The sequence below is a fragment of the Rhizobium sp. TBD182 genome, from assembly GCF_001950375.1.
GTDB lineage: Bacteria > Pseudomonadota > Alphaproteobacteria > Rhizobiales > Rhizobiaceae > Agrobacterium > Agrobacterium tumefaciens.
Genome location: NZ_BDLN01000004.1, coordinates 230,101 through 247,038, shown reverse-complemented (window position 1 = coordinate 247,038; position 16,938 = coordinate 230,101). Strand labels below are relative to the sequence as shown.

General features: G+C 58.3%; 18 protein-coding genes. 6 read left to right on the top strand and 12 right to left on the bottom strand.

Annotation, left to right across the window (positions count from 1 at the left end):
- Positions 1 to 1,134: argininosuccinate synthase (locus tag T18_RS15325; RefSeq protein WP_323455230.1), on the bottom strand; the 1,134-nt coding region annotated here is incomplete at its 3' end.
- A gap of 339 nt (positions 1,135 to 1,473) precedes the next feature.
- On the opposite strand from T18_RS15325, the gene T18_RS15320 reads away from it, so the two are divergent.
- Both T18_RS15320 and T18_RS15315 read left to right on the top strand, forming a co-directional pair.
- The gene (locus tag T18_RS15320; protein WP_038492394.1) at positions 1,474 to 2,328 is read left to right on the top strand and encodes an SDR family NAD(P)-dependent oxidoreductase; all 855 of its coding nucleotides are present in this window, start codon (positions 1,474 to 1,476) and stop codon (positions 2,326 to 2,328) included.
- Between the two features lie 151 nt (positions 2,329 to 2,479).
- The gene (locus T18_RS15315; protein WP_003516674.1) at positions 2,480 to 3,127 is read left to right on the top strand and encodes a LysE family translocator; all 648 of its coding nucleotides are present in this window, start codon (positions 2,480 to 2,482) and stop codon (positions 3,125 to 3,127) included.
- Between the two features lie 45 nt (positions 3,128 to 3,172).
- On the opposite strand, the gene T18_RS15310 is transcribed toward T18_RS15315, so the two are convergent.
- The 7 genes from T18_RS15310 to T18_RS15280 form a co-directional block, all read right to left on the bottom strand.
- On the bottom strand, positions 3,173 to 3,967 hold the full coding sequence (locus T18_RS15310; protein WP_019566037.1) for an ABC transporter ATP-binding protein: 795 nt from the start codon (positions 3,965 to 3,967) through the stop codon (positions 3,173 to 3,175).
- Positions 3,964 to 4,845, bottom strand: a complete 882-nt coding sequence (locus tag T18_RS15305) for an ABC transporter permease (protein ID WP_038492398.1) — start codon at positions 4,843 to 4,845, stop codon at positions 3,964 to 3,966. The genes T18_RS15310 and T18_RS15305 overlap by 4 nt, the downstream gene beginning before the upstream one ends.
- A gap of 96 nt (positions 4,846 to 4,941) precedes the next feature.
- Positions 4,942 to 5,895 carry an ABC transporter substrate-binding protein gene (locus T18_RS15300; protein WP_003516666.1) on the bottom strand — a complete coding sequence of 318 codons (954 nt, stop codon included), beginning with the start codon at positions 5,893 to 5,895 and terminating at the stop codon, positions 4,942 to 4,944.
- Positions 5,896 to 6,003: 108 nt separating this feature from the next.
- Positions 6,004 to 7,176, bottom strand: a complete 1,173-nt coding sequence (gene rlmN, locus T18_RS15295; protein ID WP_075807724.1) for a 23S rRNA (adenine(2503)-C(2))-methyltransferase RlmN — start codon at positions 7,174 to 7,176, stop codon at positions 6,004 to 6,006.
- Between the two features lie 266 nt (positions 7,177 to 7,442).
- Positions 7,443 to 7,946, bottom strand: coding sequence for an invasion associated locus B family protein (locus tag T18_RS15290; protein ID WP_003516662.1), 504 nt, complete (start codon positions 7,944 to 7,946; stop codon positions 7,443 to 7,445).
- 298 nt (positions 7,947 to 8,244) lie between these two features.
- Positions 8,245 to 8,625, bottom strand: a complete 381-nt coding sequence (locus T18_RS15285; RefSeq protein ID WP_038492401.1) for a YkvA family protein — start codon at positions 8,623 to 8,625, stop codon at positions 8,245 to 8,247.
- Positions 8,626 to 8,676: 51 nt separating this feature from the next.
- On the bottom strand, positions 8,677 to 8,982 hold the full coding sequence (locus T18_RS15280; RefSeq protein WP_025594571.1) for a 4a-hydroxytetrahydrobiopterin dehydratase: 306 nt from the start codon (positions 8,980 to 8,982) through the stop codon (positions 8,677 to 8,679).
- A gap of 80 nt (positions 8,983 to 9,062) precedes the next feature.
- On the opposite strand from T18_RS15280, the gene T18_RS15275 reads away from it, so the two are divergent.
- Positions 9,063 to 9,542 (top strand): low molecular weight protein-tyrosine-phosphatase, encoded by a 480-nt coding sequence (locus tag T18_RS15275; RefSeq protein WP_013636909.1) that lies wholly within the window; start codon positions 9,063 to 9,065, stop codon positions 9,540 to 9,542.
- On the opposite strand, the gene thpR is transcribed toward T18_RS15275, so the two are convergent.
- On the bottom strand, positions 9,476 to 10,069 hold the full coding sequence (gene thpR, locus T18_RS15270) for an RNA 2',3'-cyclic phosphodiesterase (protein WP_003516655.1): 594 nt from the start codon (positions 10,067 to 10,069) through the stop codon (positions 9,476 to 9,478). The two genes, T18_RS15275 and thpR, sit on opposite strands and share 67 nt — an antisense overlap.
- 68 nt (positions 10,070 to 10,137) lie before the next feature.
- Positions 10,138 to 10,788 (bottom strand): arylesterase, encoded by a 651-nt coding sequence (locus T18_RS15265; protein WP_038492405.1) that lies wholly within the window; start codon positions 10,786 to 10,788, stop codon positions 10,138 to 10,140.
- A 90-nt stretch (positions 10,789 to 10,878) separates the two neighbouring features.
- Between T18_RS15265 and T18_RS15260 the strand changes: the two genes are divergently transcribed.
- From T18_RS15260 to T18_RS15250, 3 genes are all read left to right on the top strand, one after another.
- Positions 10,879 to 11,589: an ABC transporter ATP-binding protein gene (locus tag T18_RS15260; protein WP_038492408.1), complete on the top strand. Its 711-nt coding sequence runs from the start codon at positions 10,879 to 10,881 to the stop codon at positions 11,587 to 11,589.
- Positions 11,586 to 14,147: an ABC transporter permease gene (locus T18_RS15255; RefSeq protein ID WP_038492411.1), complete on the top strand. Its 2,562-nt coding sequence runs from the start codon at positions 11,586 to 11,588 to the stop codon at positions 14,145 to 14,147. Before T18_RS15260 ends, T18_RS15255 begins: the two co-directional genes overlap by 4 nt.
- Positions 14,148 to 14,365: 218 nt before the next feature.
- Positions 14,366 to 15,103: a Bax inhibitor-1 family protein gene (locus T18_RS15250; protein WP_038492414.1), complete on the top strand. Its 738-nt coding sequence runs from the start codon at positions 14,366 to 14,368 to the stop codon at positions 15,101 to 15,103.
- Positions 15,104 to 15,240: 137 nt separating this feature from the next.
- Here the strand turns inward: T18_RS15250 and T18_RS15245 are convergent, their stop codons facing one another.
- Both T18_RS15245 and T18_RS15240 read right to left on the bottom strand, forming a co-directional pair.
- A complete protein-coding gene (locus T18_RS15245) occupies positions 15,241 to 15,633 on the bottom strand; it encodes a DUF2794 domain-containing protein (RefSeq protein ID WP_003516645.1) in 393 nt (130 codons plus the stop codon).
- A gap of 397 nt (positions 15,634 to 16,030) precedes the next feature.
- Complete coding sequence (locus T18_RS15240) at positions 16,031 to 16,771, bottom strand: DUF1223 domain-containing protein (protein ID WP_038492417.1); 741 nt, start codon at positions 16,769 to 16,771, stop codon at positions 16,031 to 16,033.
- Positions 16,772 to 16,938 lie beyond the last annotated feature (167 nt).

The window sequence follows — 16,938 nt, the reverse complement described above, 5'->3', positions numbered from 1 at the left end:
GTGGTCGTCCTCGAACGTCACCAGCGCGTCGGAATAGAGCGACTTCGCGCTCTCGCGGCCGGTCACCATGACATTGCCCTTGTAGAGCTTCAGCGTCACTTCGCCTTCCACATGCTCCTGGCTCTTGTCGATCAGGGCCTGCAGCATCTCGCGCTCGGGCGAGAACCAGAAGCCGTAATAGATGAGCTCGGCGTAACGCGGCATCAGATCGTCCTTCAGATGCGCGGCACCCCGGTCGAGCGTGATGGATTCGATCGCACGATGCGCAGCCAGCAGGATGGTGCCGCCGGGCGTTTCGTAGACGCCACGCGACTTCATGCCGACGAAGCGGTTCTCGACCAGATCGAGACGGCCGATGCCGTTTTCGCGACCATAATTATTGAGCGTCGCCAGAAGCGTGGCAGGCGACATTTCCACACCGTTGATGGAGCAGGCATCACCCTTGCGGAAACCGACCTTGATAACGGTTGCCTTGTCAGGCGCCGCTTCCGGGGAAATGGTGCGCATGTGCACATATTCCGGGGCTTCCTTAGCCGGGTCTTCCAGAACCTTGCCCTCGGACGAGGAGTGCAGCAGGTTGGCGTCGACGGAGAACGGCGCTTCGCCCTTCTTGTCCTTGGCCACGGGAATCTGGTTCTTTTCGGCAAATTCCAGAAGGTCGGTCCGGCTCTTGAAAGTCCAATCGCGCCATGGGGCGATGATCTTGATATCCGGGTTCAGCGCATAGGCCGAAAGCTCGAAACGGACCTGGTCGTTGCCCTTGCCGGTGGCGCCATGCGCAATGGCATCGGCACCGGTCTTCTTGGCGATCTCGATCAGGTGCTTGGAAATCAGCGGGCGGGCGATGGAGGTACCGAGCAGATAGACGCCTTCATAAACGGCGTTGGCACGGAACATCGGAAAAACGAAATCACGCACGAACTCTTCGCGGACGTCCTCGACGAAGATTTCCTTGATGCCCAGCAACTCGGCCTTCTTGCGCGCCGGCTCAAGCTCTTCGCCCTGGCCGAGATCGGCGGTAAAGGTCACGACCTCAGCGCCGAGTTCCGTCTGAAGCCACTTCAGGATGATCGAGGTGTCGAGGCCGCCGGAATAGGCGAGAACGACTTTCTTAACGTCTTTCGGGAGTGCCATTATGATGTCCATCTGCATGATGACGGCATCGGGGTACCGCCATTTCCTTGGGATTTCGGCACTTTTACAGTGCAACCCGAAAACTGTGAAGCGATTTTCGGAAAAGATGCCCGACAAAACAACGAATAGGACGAAAGGGCAATAGGCATTTGCGAAAGGTCAGATCCCCGCAACAGCGCGTCATGACTGGAACGAACGAATTGTCACATGCATTATGCGATTTCGCGCTTTAACATGAAGCGGCGCGATCAACTTGAAGACCGTGAATGAAGCCACTCAGGGTGCAGGCAACGTTGCAAACGGCTGGAAACAGCACAAAACGACGCGAAAGGAAAACCTATGACGACCATCTACCCCGCATTCAAGGAAGATAATGTCGCCGTCATCACCGGCGCGGCCTCCGGTATCGGACTTGCCGCGGCCCGGAAATTCGCCGGTTTCGGCATGAGCGTCGTCCTCGTCGATCTCGACGGTGACAAGCTTGCCGCAGCGCATGCTGATATTCTGACCATCGCAAAGGACGGCGAAGCACAGATCGTCGCAATACCGACCGACGTGTCGAAACTCGATGAGCTGGAGGCGCTGGAACGCGCTGTCATCCAGCGTTTCGGGCGGGTTCATGTGTTGATGAACAATGCCGGCATCCAGCCGGGCAGCGCCATCTTCGGCGCTCAGGCCAACTGGGAAAAAGTCATCAACGTCAACCTGATGGGTGTCGTGAACGGCAGCCGGGTGTTTGGGCAGGGCATGGTCGCCCATGGCGAGGCCGCGCTCATCATCAATACCGGTTCGAAACAGGGCATCACCACCCCGCCGGGCGATCCGGCCTATAATGTCTCGAAGGCCGGCGTCAAAGCCTTCACGGAAGCGCTACAGCACGAGCTGCGCAATATTCCGAACAGCGCGGTTTCCGCCCATCTCCTGATCCCCGGTTTCGTCTTTACCGGCCTCACGGCAAATGGCAGGACGGAAAAACCAGCAGGAGCCTGGACCGGCGAGCAAACCGTTGATTTCATGATCGAGAGCATCGCCAGGGGCGATTTCTACATTCTCTGCCCGGATGGCGAAGTGGATCGCCCGACGGACGAGAAACGCATTCTGTGGGCAGCTCAAGACATCGTCCAAAATCGTCCGCCACTGTCGCGCTGGCACACCGAATATTCCGCCGCCTTCACCAGCTTCCTCAAAAACTGATCGCCCGACGCCGCCGCACTTTGAAAGTTGCGGCGGCTATCCACTTTTGATCATCCCCGGTTTTCGTACCAATGTCCCGGCGCGCAAAAACATTGGCAGAAACGCGAATTCGCGTTAAGCAACGGCAGTCTCCAGCTTTACGGGTGCCGCGATGGATTTCGTTCCGAGCCTGCCAACACTTGCCGCCTTCACCGTCGCCATCCTGCTTCTGGCGGTAACGCCCGGGCCTGACATGACGCTATGGATCAGCCGGTCAATACGCGAGGGCCGGGCAGCGGGTTTCATGACCCTTGTGGGCACCAATCTCGGTATTACTGTGCATACAATGCTGGTTGCCTTCGGCGTCGCGGCCCTCATCGTCGCATCGCCGACAGCCTTCCTCATCCTGAAGACCGGCGGGGCCGCCTATCTTGTCTGGCTCGCCATTCAGGCGATCCGCAAGGGCTCGGATTTCGTGATGGTCAAGACCACGGGCGAAAAACAGCAATCTTCACTGAAATCCGCCTTGCTGAACGGTATTTGGGTCAATCTGCTCAATCCAAAGGTCATCATCTTTTTCATGACCTTCCTGCCGCAATTCGTCAGCGCATCCGATCCGCATGTCACCGGCAAGCTTATTTTCCTTGGGCTCTGGTCAATCATCGTGGCGCTGCCGATCGGCATCGGCATCGTCGTTGCCGCCGATGTGCTGTCGGCCTGGCTCCAGCGCAACAAGAAGGTTCTGCGCGGGCTGGATTATACGATCGCCGGTGTATTTTCGCTTTTCGCCGTCAAGATTTTCCTCACCCAGACGCGATGACGCACAAATAAAAAAGGCGCCCGCAGGCGCCTTTCGGATAACTCATCAGCCAATCAATAGCTCATCGTCATCAAGCGTCTGGCCGCGTATCTTGCGGAACATGTCGATAAGATCTTCGACCTGAAGACCCTTGCGGCTTTCGCCGGACACATCGAGCACGATTTCACCGGCGTGCAGCATGATCGTGCGGTCGCCATAGTCCAGCGCCTGACGCATGGAATGGGTAACCATCAGCGTCGTCAGCTTGCGCTCGGAAACCACCTTGCGGGTCAGCTCCATCACGAACTCCGCCATGCCGGGATCGAGTGCTGCCGTATGTTCGTCAAGCAGCAACACGTCCGAACCGGAAAGCGTTGCCATGACAAGCGAGACCGCCTGCCTTTGCCCGCCGGACAACAGATCCATGCGGTCCTTCAAACGATTTTCCAGACCGAGATTGAGCGAAGCGATACGCTCCCGGAAGAAATCCCGCCTGCCGCGCCCAAGCGCCGGCAACAAGCCGCGACGCTCTCCGCGAGACGCCGCAAGCGCAAGGTTCTCCTCAATTGTGAGCGCGCCACAGCTGCCAGCCAGTGGGTCCTGAAACACGCGCGCCACCCGCCCGGCCCGGCTGGCGGTCGTTTTGCGTGTGACATCGGCGCCACCAACCATCACCTTTCCGGCCGTCGGCAGGACATCGCCCGCGAGAACGCCGAGAAGCGTGGATTTGCCGGCACCGTTGGAGCCGATCACGGTAACGAAGGAACCATCCTCGATGGTAAGATCGATCTTGGCCAGCGCCTGCTTTTGCAGCGGTGTGCCACGCCCGAAGATGACCTGAATGTCGGAAAGGGAAATCACGATGTTGCTCCCCCGCGGCGCAGTCGAGGCAGGATCAATGCGATGGCTACCAATACTGCCGTAACGAAATTGAGATCGGAGGCCTTGAGACCCAGCACATCGCTCGACAAAGCGAGCTGGATGGCAAGGCGGTAGGCGATGGAGCCGAAAACACAGCCGATGAGCGCAATCAGAATGCCCCGCGAGCCGAACAGCGTTTCGCCGATGATGACGGCCGCAAGCCCGACGACGATGGTGCCGACACCGGCAGTCACATCGGCAAAGCCATTGGTCTGCGCAAAAAGCGCGCCGCCGAGCGCGACCAGTGCATTCGAAAGCGCCATGCCAAGATAGATCTGGTTGCCGGTCTTCACCCCTTGGGCGCGCGCCATCCGCGCATTCGCGCCCGTCGCCCGCATGGCAAGGCCCGCGTCGCTCTCAAGGAAACGCCAGACGAGCATGACAGCGAGCAATACCAGAACGCCGATAAAGAGTGGCCGCACGAGATATTCGGAAAGACCGAGACCGTAGAACGGCGAGATCATCGTATCCTGATTGAGCAGCGCCACATTCGGTTTTCCCATCACCCGAAGGTTCACCGAAAACAGCGCGATCATCGTCAGGATTGACGCAAGCAGGTTGAGTATCTTGAACCGAACGTTGAGCGTGGCCGTAACGATGCCAGCACCGGCGCCGGCAACCATCGCAATCGCCGTCGCGACCCAGGCATTGAGGCCGGCGATGATCATCACTGCCGCAACGGCTGCGCCGAGCGGAAAGGAACCGTCAACGGTCAGATCAGGAAAATCAAGTACCCGGAAAGCGAGATAGACGCCGATCGCCACGAAGGCGAAGACCAGTCCCAGTTCCACGGCACCCCAGAAAGCGATTTGGCTCACGGTAATGTCCTTGTTATTGCCGCCGCGTCGGCGGATACGGGCACCATTGCGTGCCGCGCAAAACGGGCGGCGAGTGACCGCTGCCCGAAGTCCGGTTTAGTCGATGACCTTGGTGGCGCGCTTCGTCACGCTTTCGGGGAAGGTGACGCCAGCTTTTTCAGCAGCCTTCTTGTTGATCACCAGATCGGTGCCGACGGCAACGGTTGCCGGAATGTCGCCGGGCTTCTCACCCTTGAGAATGCGAACAACGACAGCGCCGGTCTGCTTGCCAACGTCGAAATAATTGAAGCCGAGAGCCGCAACCGCACCGCGCGCAACGGAATCCGTATCGGCGGCATAAAGCGGAATCTTCGCCTCACTCGCAACTCCGGCTGCCGCCTCGAAAGCGGAAACGATGGTATTGTCGGTCGGCACGTAGATCACGTCGGCCTTGCCGACCAGTGCGCGCGTCGCGCCCTGCACTTCGGCGGATTTTGTGGCGACAGATTCAACGACCTTCAGGCCGGCCTTTTCAGCCTCAGCCTTCAGCGCTGCAAGCGTCGAGACGGAGTTGGCCTCGGCGGAGTTGTAGATAAAGCCGATGGACTTGGCGTTGGGCGAAATTTCCTTGATCAGCGCCAGATGCTCGGCAACCGGCAGCATGTCGGAAAGTCCGGTCACGTTGCGGCCGGGCTTTTGCATGTCCTTGACGAGCTGTGCGCCAACCGGATCGGAAACAGCCGTGAAGACAACCGGAATGTCGCGCGTCGCCGCAACGACAGCCTGGGCGGACGGTGTGGAGATCGGCACGATGACATTGGGGGCTTCGCCCACGAACTGACGCGCAATCTGCGCTGCGGTGCCTGGATTACCCTGCGCGGACTCGTAGAGGAACTTGAGGTTCTCGCCTTCCTTGTAACCGGCTTCGGCAAGCGCTGCCTTGACGCCGTCACGTGCGGCGTCAAGCGCCGGATGTTCGACAATGGCGGTGACGGCAACAGTGACGTTTTCAGCCTTGGCTGGCAGAACGAGGGCGCTCGCGGCTGCGAGCGCCAGAATGAATGCACGCATAGGTATCCTCCAGTTGGTTTCTTATTGCCGTCTTATTAGAAACAAGACCGCCCGAAATCAATCAAAGAACCGTAACGAACCAAGCTTTCTGCCGCGATTGGCGTCGATTCAGTCGTCCGCACCGTGGTTGGCAATCATCATCGCCTCGAAAGCCAGCCTTTCGGTTTTGCGCATGCGCTCGGATTCCGATTTCAGCTGGCCGCAGGCAGCGAGAATATCGCGGCCGCGCGGCGTACGGATCGGCGAAGCGTAACCCGCCTGATTGATGAAATCCGCGAACTTCTCGATCTGCGCCCATTCGGAGCACTGGTAATTCGTGCCTGGCCACGGATTGAAAGGAATGAGATTGATTTTGGCTGGAACGCCCCTCAGAAGCTGCACCAGCATCTTGGCGTCTTCCAGACTGTCGTTCACATCCTTCAGCATCACATATTCGAAGGTGATGCGGCGGGCGTTGGAGACACCCGGATAATTGCGGCAAGCCTCGATCAGCTCCTTCAGCGGGTATTTCTTGTTGATCGGCACCAGCATGTCGCGCAGATCGTCGCGCACCGCATGCAGTGAAATCGCCAGCATGACGCCGATCTCATCGCCCGTGCGGAAGATTTCCGGCACGACGCCCGAGGTGGACAGGGTCACGCGACGCTTGGAGAGCGACAAGCCGTCACCATCGGTGGCGATCAGAAGTGCGGTCTTCACATGTTCGAAATTGTAAAGCGGTTCGCCCATGCCCATCATCACGATGTTGGAGACCTTGCGGCCTTCACTCGGCACATAGGCGCCGACCGGCGTCGAACCGTCAGGAAAATCGCCGAGCCGGTCGCGGGCGAGCAGAAGCTGGGAGAGAATTTCCTCGGCCGTCAGGTTCCGCACCAGACGCTGCGTGCCGGTGTGACAGAAGGAACACGTCAGCGAACAGCCCACCTGGCTCGAAATGCAAAGCGTGCCGCGTCCTTCTTCGGGAATATAGACCGTCTCGATCTCGACAGGACGTCCCGCACCGCGCGGCGGAAAACGCATCAGCCATTTGCGGGTGCCGTCGTTGGAAATCTGCTCCTCGACGATTTCCGGGCGGGCAATGGTGAAGGCTGCTTTCAGCTTTTCCCTGAGTTCCTTGGCAACATTGGTCATGTTGTCGAAATCCGAGACGCCGCGCACATACAGCCAGTTCCACAACTGGCTGACACGCATCTTCACCTGCTTCTGCGGCACGCCGATCTCGGCCAGCGCCTCGCCCATTTCTTCCCGCGTCATGCCGATCAGCGACGGCTTGCCGGACATGAGATCGCTATTGGCGATCAGGGGAGTTTTAACTGCCAGACCGGCAGGGGCATGCAATACGGACATCACGCTATCCCATCATCCAATGCATCGCACGACCGGCCTTTAGGAAAGGCGGAAAATCGTCTGCATGTCGAGAAAATCAAAGGCGGAGCACTTTTCGCGCATCCGCCTGTCAATGTTGCCGCGCCTTTAGCATCAAACAAGCAAAAACGCAAATGGCCGGTCGATGACCGGCCAATCACAAAGCTGACGAAGCGTCAGGATTACTTGCAGCTTTCGATCTGCTTGAAAGCAGCCGAAATGCCCGAAAGCGAATAGGAATAGGAAGTCGCAGTGCCGCGGCCGGACACCGCCTTCACCGTCATCGACTTGCCGCCCTTCATCGCGGCAACGAGAGCGGGTTCTTCGGCAGCATTTTCAACCCAGGCAGCCTTGTCCTTGGTAAACATCACGAAGTTCTTGTTGTCGATCGTGACATTGACCTTGGAGCCCTGCTTCAGCGGGTAACCCACCATGGCCTGCGGCTCGTAGGAAATATTCTGGCCCGGACGCTGCGACACGATGAAGAAGATATCGCCGTGATCGACGCTTGCCGGTTCCTTGGAAGTGGGGATGGAAAGAACGTAGCAGACGGTGCTGTTGCCCGATTTGTACGAATAGGCGCCCCATGCATTGAACTGCTGGATGCGCGTGGGCGACTGTGCAGATGCTACGCCGACGCTGGTCAGCAAAATGGCCACTGCGGTTGCTACACTTCTTACAAACATAGAATTTCCTGCCGGGTTATTGTCTTCCATTGGCCCGAAGCAGCGGCGGGCTCCATGTTTATGGATCGGCCACGTTCAGGTGCGGATCGTCTTTTCTCATTGTGGTCAGGAAGCGGTTACCAAACCGTCAACAACACGTATAAAATGCCGAAAACGTCTTGAAGTGTTACAGATCGGCTACGCCCGCACCCTGAGAAGAAAGGCGTGGCACGCCCTCCCCGTCATGTCTATGACACACAAATTCAGGCAACAATTTGTCACCTGCCCGGCTCCGAGGAGCCTCGTCATCACAGACGTGTTATTCGGCCTCCTGCTGCCGTTTCAGCATGGCATCCGCCGCATCGTAATGCTCCATCTTGATGTGGGCGCGGATCATCGCAAGCGCGGCCGTAATGACCGCGATGTCGTCGGTAAATCCAACGACCGCCAGCATGTCCGGTATGGCATCAAACGGCATGATGAAATAGGCGAGCGCGGCCAGAATAATGCCCTTGGCACGCAGCGGCGTATCCCGGTCGATCGCGCAATAATAGGCTGCTGCCGCATCGCGCGCGAAGGGCACCTTGGTCATCACACGCTTCAGCTTCGGCCAGAATTTGGCGCGCACGACGCGTTCGCGTTCGCCCTCGCTGCCCGTTTCCCCGGGCAAAAGAATTTCACCGATTTTCACATCATCCATGATCGACGGTCCTCCGGTCACGGTTATTATATGGGAGTTAAAGCCCGCCGTTCAATTCCCACGGCCCGTTGCCGCCTTCTGCATGGCCTCCGCGAGCAGGAAATCCCGCTCGGTCACGCCTTGCGAATCGTGGGTGGTGAGGCAGACCCTGACGCGCGAATAGACGTTGGACCATTCTGGATGATGATTGAGCTTTTCTGCCACGAGTGCGGACTCCGCCATGAAACCGAAAGCCTCCGCAAAACTCGCAAACTTGAACGAGCGGACGATTGCCGCCCCGTCCTCGCGCAAGGACCAGCCTTCGAGTTTTAAAAGCGCCTGCCGGACGGCTTCCGGTTCAAGTCTGGGATATTTCATGCATCTTGCCTCCGCTTGACATGCGATCCGCTGTTTCGGACAAACATTAACGCCTCAACGACAGGATCGACGCATATTCAATGAAACATACAGCCGTTCTTTTTGTCTGCATGGGCAATATCTGCCGCTCACCGCTTGCCGAAGGCATTTTGACAAACCTTGCCGAAACCGAAGGCGTATCTCGCCAACTCACTGTCGATTCCGCCGGCACCGGCGGTTGGCACACCGGTACCGCCCCAGATCGCAGATCCATCGCAATCGCCCGCAAGCATGGCATCGATATTTCCCTGCAGCGTGCACGGCAGGTCAGCCAGGCCGATTTCGACACCTTCGATCTCATCCTTGCCATGGACGGAGGAAATCTCGCGAAACTGCTCCGAAAGGCGCCCGAAAACCGGAAGCACAAAATCCACCTGTTCCTGGACTACGCTTCGGGACGCCACGAAAACGTGCCCGATCCCTACTTCGGTGGCGACGACGGATTTCTGGTCGTCTACAACATGCTTTTTGCGGGATGCAGCTCGTTGCTCGAGAAGATGGCGCTGGACCGCGCTTCGTGAAGCGGGAACACCTCTTCCACGATGTAGGGTCCGCCACCCACCGATTCCTTGGACGACATCAGCACGAAACGACCGACCGTGAAGGCGGATGTGCGGAAATTGCCGCGCCCGGAAAGATACTGCACCACATCGTCCAGCCGTGAAGAGCGCAACCGCGCCAGCGTCACATGCGGCATGAACTTGCGCGGATCCGGCGGCAGGCCGATCCTCTGACAGATTCTTTCGACCTCCGCCTGAAGCGCATTCATTTCCGGCGAGGGGGAAACCCCCGCCCAGATCGAATGCGGTTTCTTGGAGCCGAAGGAACCCATCCCGTTGAGACTGAGCTGGAATTCCGGCCTGTCGATCCGGTCCAGCCTGTCAACGACCTCATCGGCGGTTCTCCCGTCGATATCGCCGATAAAACGCAGGGTTATGTGATAATTCTCCACATCGATCCACCGGGCTCCCGGCAGACCACCGCGCAACAATGACAGGCTCATAGCCGCATTGCGCGGAATTTCGAGGGCGATAAACAGTCTCGGCATGGCGAGCTCCCCGAATCTCTTGGCAGAACAAGCATAGCGAATCATGCAATGCAGGCGGGCGCAAGTGCTTATTTTTTTTGCGCACCGATTGTCTTGATGAAGCTTTCAACAGCCGGCAAAGATTTCTCCACCATCATCCCCACACCCTGCGTATTGGGATGCATCTTGTCCTCCAGCTTCAACTTATCATCCGTCACCACGCCATCCAGAAAAAACGGATAAAGCGGCAGGTTGTATTTTTCTGCAAGCTTCGGATAGATCGGGTTGAAGCGCTTGGCGTAATCGTCACCCATGTTCGGCGGCGCCATAATGCCGACCAGCAGCACCGCTATGTTGCGTTTCTGAAAGCCGGAAATGATGGCGTCGAGGTTCTTTTCCGTCTGTTCCGGCGCAATACCGCGCAACGCATCATTGGCGCCGAGTTCCAGAATGACCCCGTCCGTGCCATCGGGAACCGACCATTCCGCCCGCGCCAGACCGCCTGAAGATGTATCGCCGGACACACCGGCATTGGTGACGGTAACATTGATGCCCTTGGCCTTTAATGCAGCTTCAAGCTGTGCCGTATAGCCATCGGTGGGGGGTAACTGGTAACCCGCCATGAGACTGTCGCCCAGGCCAACCAGTTGCAATGTCCGCTCCTGCGCCATGGCCGCCGAGGCGGAAAAGGCGGCGGCGAAAATGACGATGAAGTGAAACAGGGCAGCTTTAAATCTCATCACGGCTTTCCTAACTTGGTTTGCATTGTCTGAAATACCGTCCGCATCGACACCGCCAGACTGTTTTCATCATATATAGGAACGAGAATTGTGACGAAAAGCATCATAGAGCTTAAGAAGGCCGACCTCACGCTCGGCAACGCCGCCGCCTCCGTTCACGTTCTCAAGAGCATCGATCTTGCCATTGGCGAAAGCGAGGCGGTGGGCATCGTCGGCCCTTCCGGTTCGGGAAAATCGACCCTTCTGATGGTGCTTGCCGGTCTCGAAAGGCTGGATAGCGGCGAGATCGTCATAGCGGGCACGGAATTGCATAAGCTCGGCGAGGATGCTCTCGCGGATTTCCGCGGCAAGAATATCGGCATCGTTTTCCAGTCTTTCCACCTCATCGCCAATATGACGGCGCTGGAAAACGTAGCCGTTCCGCTGGAACTGGCCAACGTGCCGAACCCCTTCGAGATCGCCAAACGGGAACTCGTCGCTGTCGGTCTCGGCGAACGCCTCAACCATTATCCCGGCCAGCTCTCCGGTGGCGAACAGCAGCGTGTTGCGATCGCCCGCGCGCTTGCACCCTCCCCCGCCGTGTTGATCGCAGACGAACCGACCGGCAATCTGGATGCGGATACGGGCCAGCAGATCGCCGATCTTCTTTTCTCAAAACAGGCCGAACGCGGCATGACGATGATCCTTGTCACCCATGATCCGTCACTGGCCGCCCGTTGCTCAAGACAGATCAAGGTGCGCTCCGGCGAGATAGAGGGTGACAGCGCCGCTGCCCATATGGCCAGGGCGGTATCGGCATGATCGGCTCCATTCTCCCGTCTGTTGCCAACATCAAAAACGCATTGAGGCTCGCGCGGCGCGAAATTCGCGGCGGTTTGCGTGGCTTCTATATTTTCCTCGCCTGCATCGCGCTCGGAACCGGCGCCATTGCCGCTGTCAACTCCGTGTCACGCGCCGTCACCAGCGCGATTGCGACGGAAGGCCAATCGATACTGGCTGGCGATGTGCGCTTCGAGCTGCGCAACAGGGAGGCAACCGCAGAGGAACGGGCCTACCTCGATGGCCTCGGCAAAATTGCGGTTTCCACAGGGCTGCGCTCCATGGCCCGCCTTGCCGATGGTTCCGAACAGACGCTGACGGAAGTCAAGGCCGTAGACGGCGCCTATCCGCTCTACGGCGCGTTCGTGGCAGATCCAAACCGGCCTCTGAGCGAGCTTCTGGCTGCGAACGGCGATACCTATGGCGCCGTTGCCGCGCCGCTTCTCCTGGAGCGGCTGGGCATCAAGGTCGGCGACGACATCCTTCTCGGTAATGTGAAGCTGAAACTGACCGGCACGGTTGTCGACGAGCCGGATGCCCTGTCCGACGGCTTCGGTTTTGCCCCAAGGCTGATGGTCAGCCGCGATGCGCTTTTCGCCTCAGGCCTCGTTCAGAACGGAAGTCTGGTCGAACACGCCTACAAGATCATGCTGAACGATCCTGCAGCGCGGGCCACGATGACCGATGCGGCCAACAAGACGTTTCCCGATGCCGGCTGGTCCATCCGCACGAGTGACCGGGCAGCGCCATCGCTTACCGAAAACGTCAACCGCTTCTCGCAATTCCTGACGCTGGTGGGCCTGACCGCCCTCATCGTTGGCGGCGTCGGCGTTGCAAACGCCGTTCGCGCCTTTCTTGATTCCAAGCGCACCACGATCGCCTCGCTGAAATGCCTCGGCGCGCCGGCTTCCGTGGTCACCATGACCTATCTCTTCCAGATCGTGTTCATTGCCGCCGTTGGCATCATCATCGGCCTCGCTGTGGGCGCCATCGCCCCGCTGATCGCCATGCGGTTTCTGGAGGGTGTGCTTCCGGTGCCGAAAGAGCTTGCCTTTTATCCAGCAGCACTTGGTCTTGCCGCCCTGTTCGGCATCTTGACGACACTTGCCTTCGCCATCGTGCCACTCGGCCAGGCGCGCGAAGTTCCCGCGACCGCCCTTTTTCGAGAGCAGGGGTTCGAGGAGGGCAGCTGGCCGTCCTGGCCTTATCTTGCAGTGACGGGCTTGTTGTTGGCTGCGCTGGCCATACTTGCCATCTTTTCGGCAGAAGAACGTTTCATCGCCTCGGTTTTCCTTGCCGCCATCGCCTTCGCGTTTGTGGTGCTGCGACTGGTGGCGTCAGGCGTCAAGGCCATCGCCAAACGCAGCCCGCGCGTTCATTCCGCCGCCCTTCGCCTGGCGATCGGCAATATTCACCGACCGGGTGCGCTCACCCCCTCCGTCGTTCTCTCCCTCGGCCTCGGGCTGACGTTGCTGGTGACCCTGACGCTGATCGACGGCAATCTGCGCCGCGAACTGACCGACAGCCTGCCGGAACGAGCGCCGAATTTCTTCTTCGTGGATATTCAGGGCACCGAGTTGCAGGGTTTCCGCGATCTTCTCAGGCAAGAAGCGCCTCAGGGCACGCTGACCGAGGTGCCGATGCTGCGCGGCCGCATTCTGGCTCTTAATGGCGAGGACGTGACGAAGATAGACGTGCCGCCATCCGGCCGCTGGCTGCTGCGCGGTGATCGGGGCATAACCTATTCGCAGGATGCTCCCGAAAACGCCAAGCTGACCGAAGGAACATGGTGGGCACCGGATTATAGCGGCGAGCCGCTGGTCTCTTTTGCGGCGAAAGAGGCGCAGGAACTGGGCCTCAAGATCGGCGACACCGTTACCGTCAACGTGCTCGGCCGCAGCATCACGGCAAAGATCGCCAATCTGCGCAATGTCGAATGGGAATCGCTGTCGATCAATTTCGTCATGGTGTTTTCACCCAATACCTTCCGTGGCGCACCACATGCCTGGCTTGCCACACTCGCCGACCCCTCCGCATCCGCAAGCGAGGAGGGCCAGATATTGCGCGCCGTCACCAACGCCTACCCGACGATAACAAGCGTGCGCGTGAAGGACGCGCTCGATGTGGTCAACCGGCTGGTCGGCCAGCTTGCCACCGCGATTCGTGCCGCAGCGGCCGTTGCGCTCATAGCCTCCGTCCTCGTTCTCGCCGGCGCTCTTGCCGCCGGAAACCGTGCCCGCACCCATGATGCGGTCATCCTGAAAACACTGGGCGGTACACGCAGCCTGCTGATCCGCGCCTTCTCCTATGAATATATGATGCTCGGTCTCGCCACCGCCGTTTTTGCGCTTTTCGCCGGCGGCGTCTCCGCCTGGTTCGTCATTTCCCGCATCATGAAGCTGCCCTCCAGCTTCCTGCCGGATGTGGCGATCGGCACGGTCGTCGTCGCCCTCGTCATGACGGTAGGCATCGGCCTCATGGGCACATGGCGAATCCTCGGGCAGAAGGCCGCTCCGGTTTTGCGGCAGGCGGGTGAATAATCTTCGGTTGTGCGCTGCTTAACTTTAACGATTAATTCTTTGTAATGATCGCTGAAACGTGAGCGCTTTTCGCGCATATGGTGTCTTTTCGACTGCGAAAGGCCTTGTATCGGACACGTTCTGCCATCATATTCTTGGGCAGGCTTGCTGAAGCTCCGCAGCGGCGCCCGGGAGGTATCCCGACACCGTAGCAATTACGGAGCTCAAAAGAGGAAACAATGGCTGACTTCAATAACTACCAGAACCGCATGGCCCAGACCCGTGCACAGACTGGTGCGATGATCGATGAAGGTCTTCGCGCCTACATGCTTAAGGTTTACAACCTTATGGCGCTGGCTCTGGTCATCACCGGTGTTGCGGCGTTCGCTACCTTCACGCTCGCGACCACCAATCCGGCTTTCGCCCAGTTGCTCTATGCTTCGCCGTTGCGCTGGGTTGTGATGCTCGCACCGCTCGGACTGGTGTTCTTTCTTAGCTTCCGTATCCAGACCATGAGCGTTTCTGCCGCCCAGATGACCTTCTGGGTCTATGCCGCGCTGATGGGCGTGTCCCTGTCTTCGATCTTCCTGGTCTATACCGGCCAGAGCGTCGTACAGACGTTCTTCGTGACCGCTGCCTCGTTCGGCGCGCTCTCGCTTTACGGTTACACCACGAAGAAAGACCTTTCGGGCATGGGTTCGTTCCTGATCATGGGTCTGTTCGGCCTGATCATCGCGTCCATCGTCAACATTTTCCTCGCCTCTTCCGCGCTGCAGTTCGCGATCTCCGCGATTGGTGTGCTGATCTTCGCTGGCCTCACCGCCTATGACACGCAGAAGATCAAGGAAATGTATTTCGATGGCGACGAAGTTGCCGTGGCTGGCCGCAAGGCGATCATGGGTGCGCTGACGCTCTATCTCGACTTCATCAACCTGTTCATGTTCCTCCTGCAGTTCATGGGCAACCGTGACAAGTAAGGGCAGGAACCCAACTGGCAAACATGCAAAAGGCGGCCATACGGCCGCCTTTTTATTTGTCGAAATTGGAGACTTGATCGCCTCTCCACCCGCGTGTCCGCATGAAGCTGCGGCAGAGTAGCTCGTCCCGTCTCATCTCACTCGATGAGCTTCAGGACCTTGTCGAAAACCTTGAGAACCTGCGGCAGCTCGTGGCCACGTTTGAGAATGCGGCCATCCGTATTCACAACGCAATAGGCCCCCTGTTTCGCCGCCAGCTTGGGGTTCTTCTCGATCCTGTAGAGCGGCATTTCACCCGAGCGTTTAAACACTGAAAATACCGCCTTTTCCCTCAGGTGGTCGATGGCATAGTCGCGCCACTCGCCCTCTCCCACCATGCGGCCATAGATGCGCAGGATCGCATCCAGCTCACGCCGGTGGAATGTAATTGGCAGAGGGTCTTTGTCTTTTTTGTACTCGCGGAGATCGACAACGGTGGAACTGTCGCGTGAAGCGGTCTGAACCTGCTGCACATCCGGTTGATCGGTCATCCAATACCTCCGATTCCACCCAAGTCGTCCGATTAATGTGAGCCGGAGAAGACAAAATTGCAAGTCTCGAACAGCCATTGAACATGAGATCGCAACTTTGGAGGAGGGTTTTACGGTCTTAGGACGGCAGCGAAACCCGGCGTCTGCGACGCAGAAAGACACCCGCCGATGCCCATAAGGACGTTGCCTTAGAAAAAAGCAGGGGTAAAAAAGGTAACCATTTAGGCAGCCATTTTAGCATGGCCTGCCGTATTTCGGTCAAACCATGGCCCGAATTGAATGGAATAGTCCTATTGTCAATTGATGCCTAGGCACCAAGATGACCCGATCCGGTGCATTGACCCTTTACCCCCAGCCCCCAATGCCCGGATCGGATCTTCCATCGCCAGACAGGCGATTAGGGTGTTTCGTTCCCCAGTAAAATACTCGCACCGACGATTGCCGCCGGATCGCCGCTGGCATTTGCCGTTTGCAACAGCACGGCGCAGCCACCCTTTTTCACCTTTGCCACCACGCTTGCCGGAAGCTTCACCGTCATCGGTGAACCATCCCACATGCCGACGGTCTGCACGTCATAGACGCTGTGCCAGTAGGACATTTTCTTCCCCTGGTTTTCGCCTTTCTGCACGTCTACCGTCTGCTCGCGCGTGAAATAGGCGACCACGACATCGGCCTTGCCGCTACCGGCGCCAATATCGATCTCCACCTCGTCACCGGCAAATTTGGACGCAACCGGCACGTTCAGCCCCTGACCCTCGCGCTTGAAAGCATCCAGCCTGTCGTAAATCCCGCGGACATCCGCACCCTTGACGTGGTCGCGACCGTTCAGGATGGCCTGTGGCGTATAGACACCGTTGCGGCCGAGAGCGCGCATGTAGCCATATTGCCGCTCTGTATTTTCCTTCGATGCCAGGGAATCTGTCCAGCCAAGATAATTCCAGTAGTCGACATGGTAGGAGAGGCCGACCACATCACCCTTCTGGATCATCTTGCGCAACGCTTCGTCCGCCGGCGGGCAGGACGCGCATCCCTGCGATGTAAACAACTCGACAACGCCCTTCACAGCCTCCTGCGCATGCGCGGATGTGACGAGGAACGTGCAGAGAAGACATATCGACAGGGGCAATTTCAGCGGCATTACAAGAACCTTTGTCCGGAGCAGATATCCAGACGAATTGATGCGATCAACCCAACCGGATGCAAACCGGAAAATAGCTTCTATTCCACTTCAATAGAAAGTCACGAAGGGGTGAGTGGCAATCACAAAAAAAGAGATGATGAAACGCAAAGACGCCGGGAAAAATC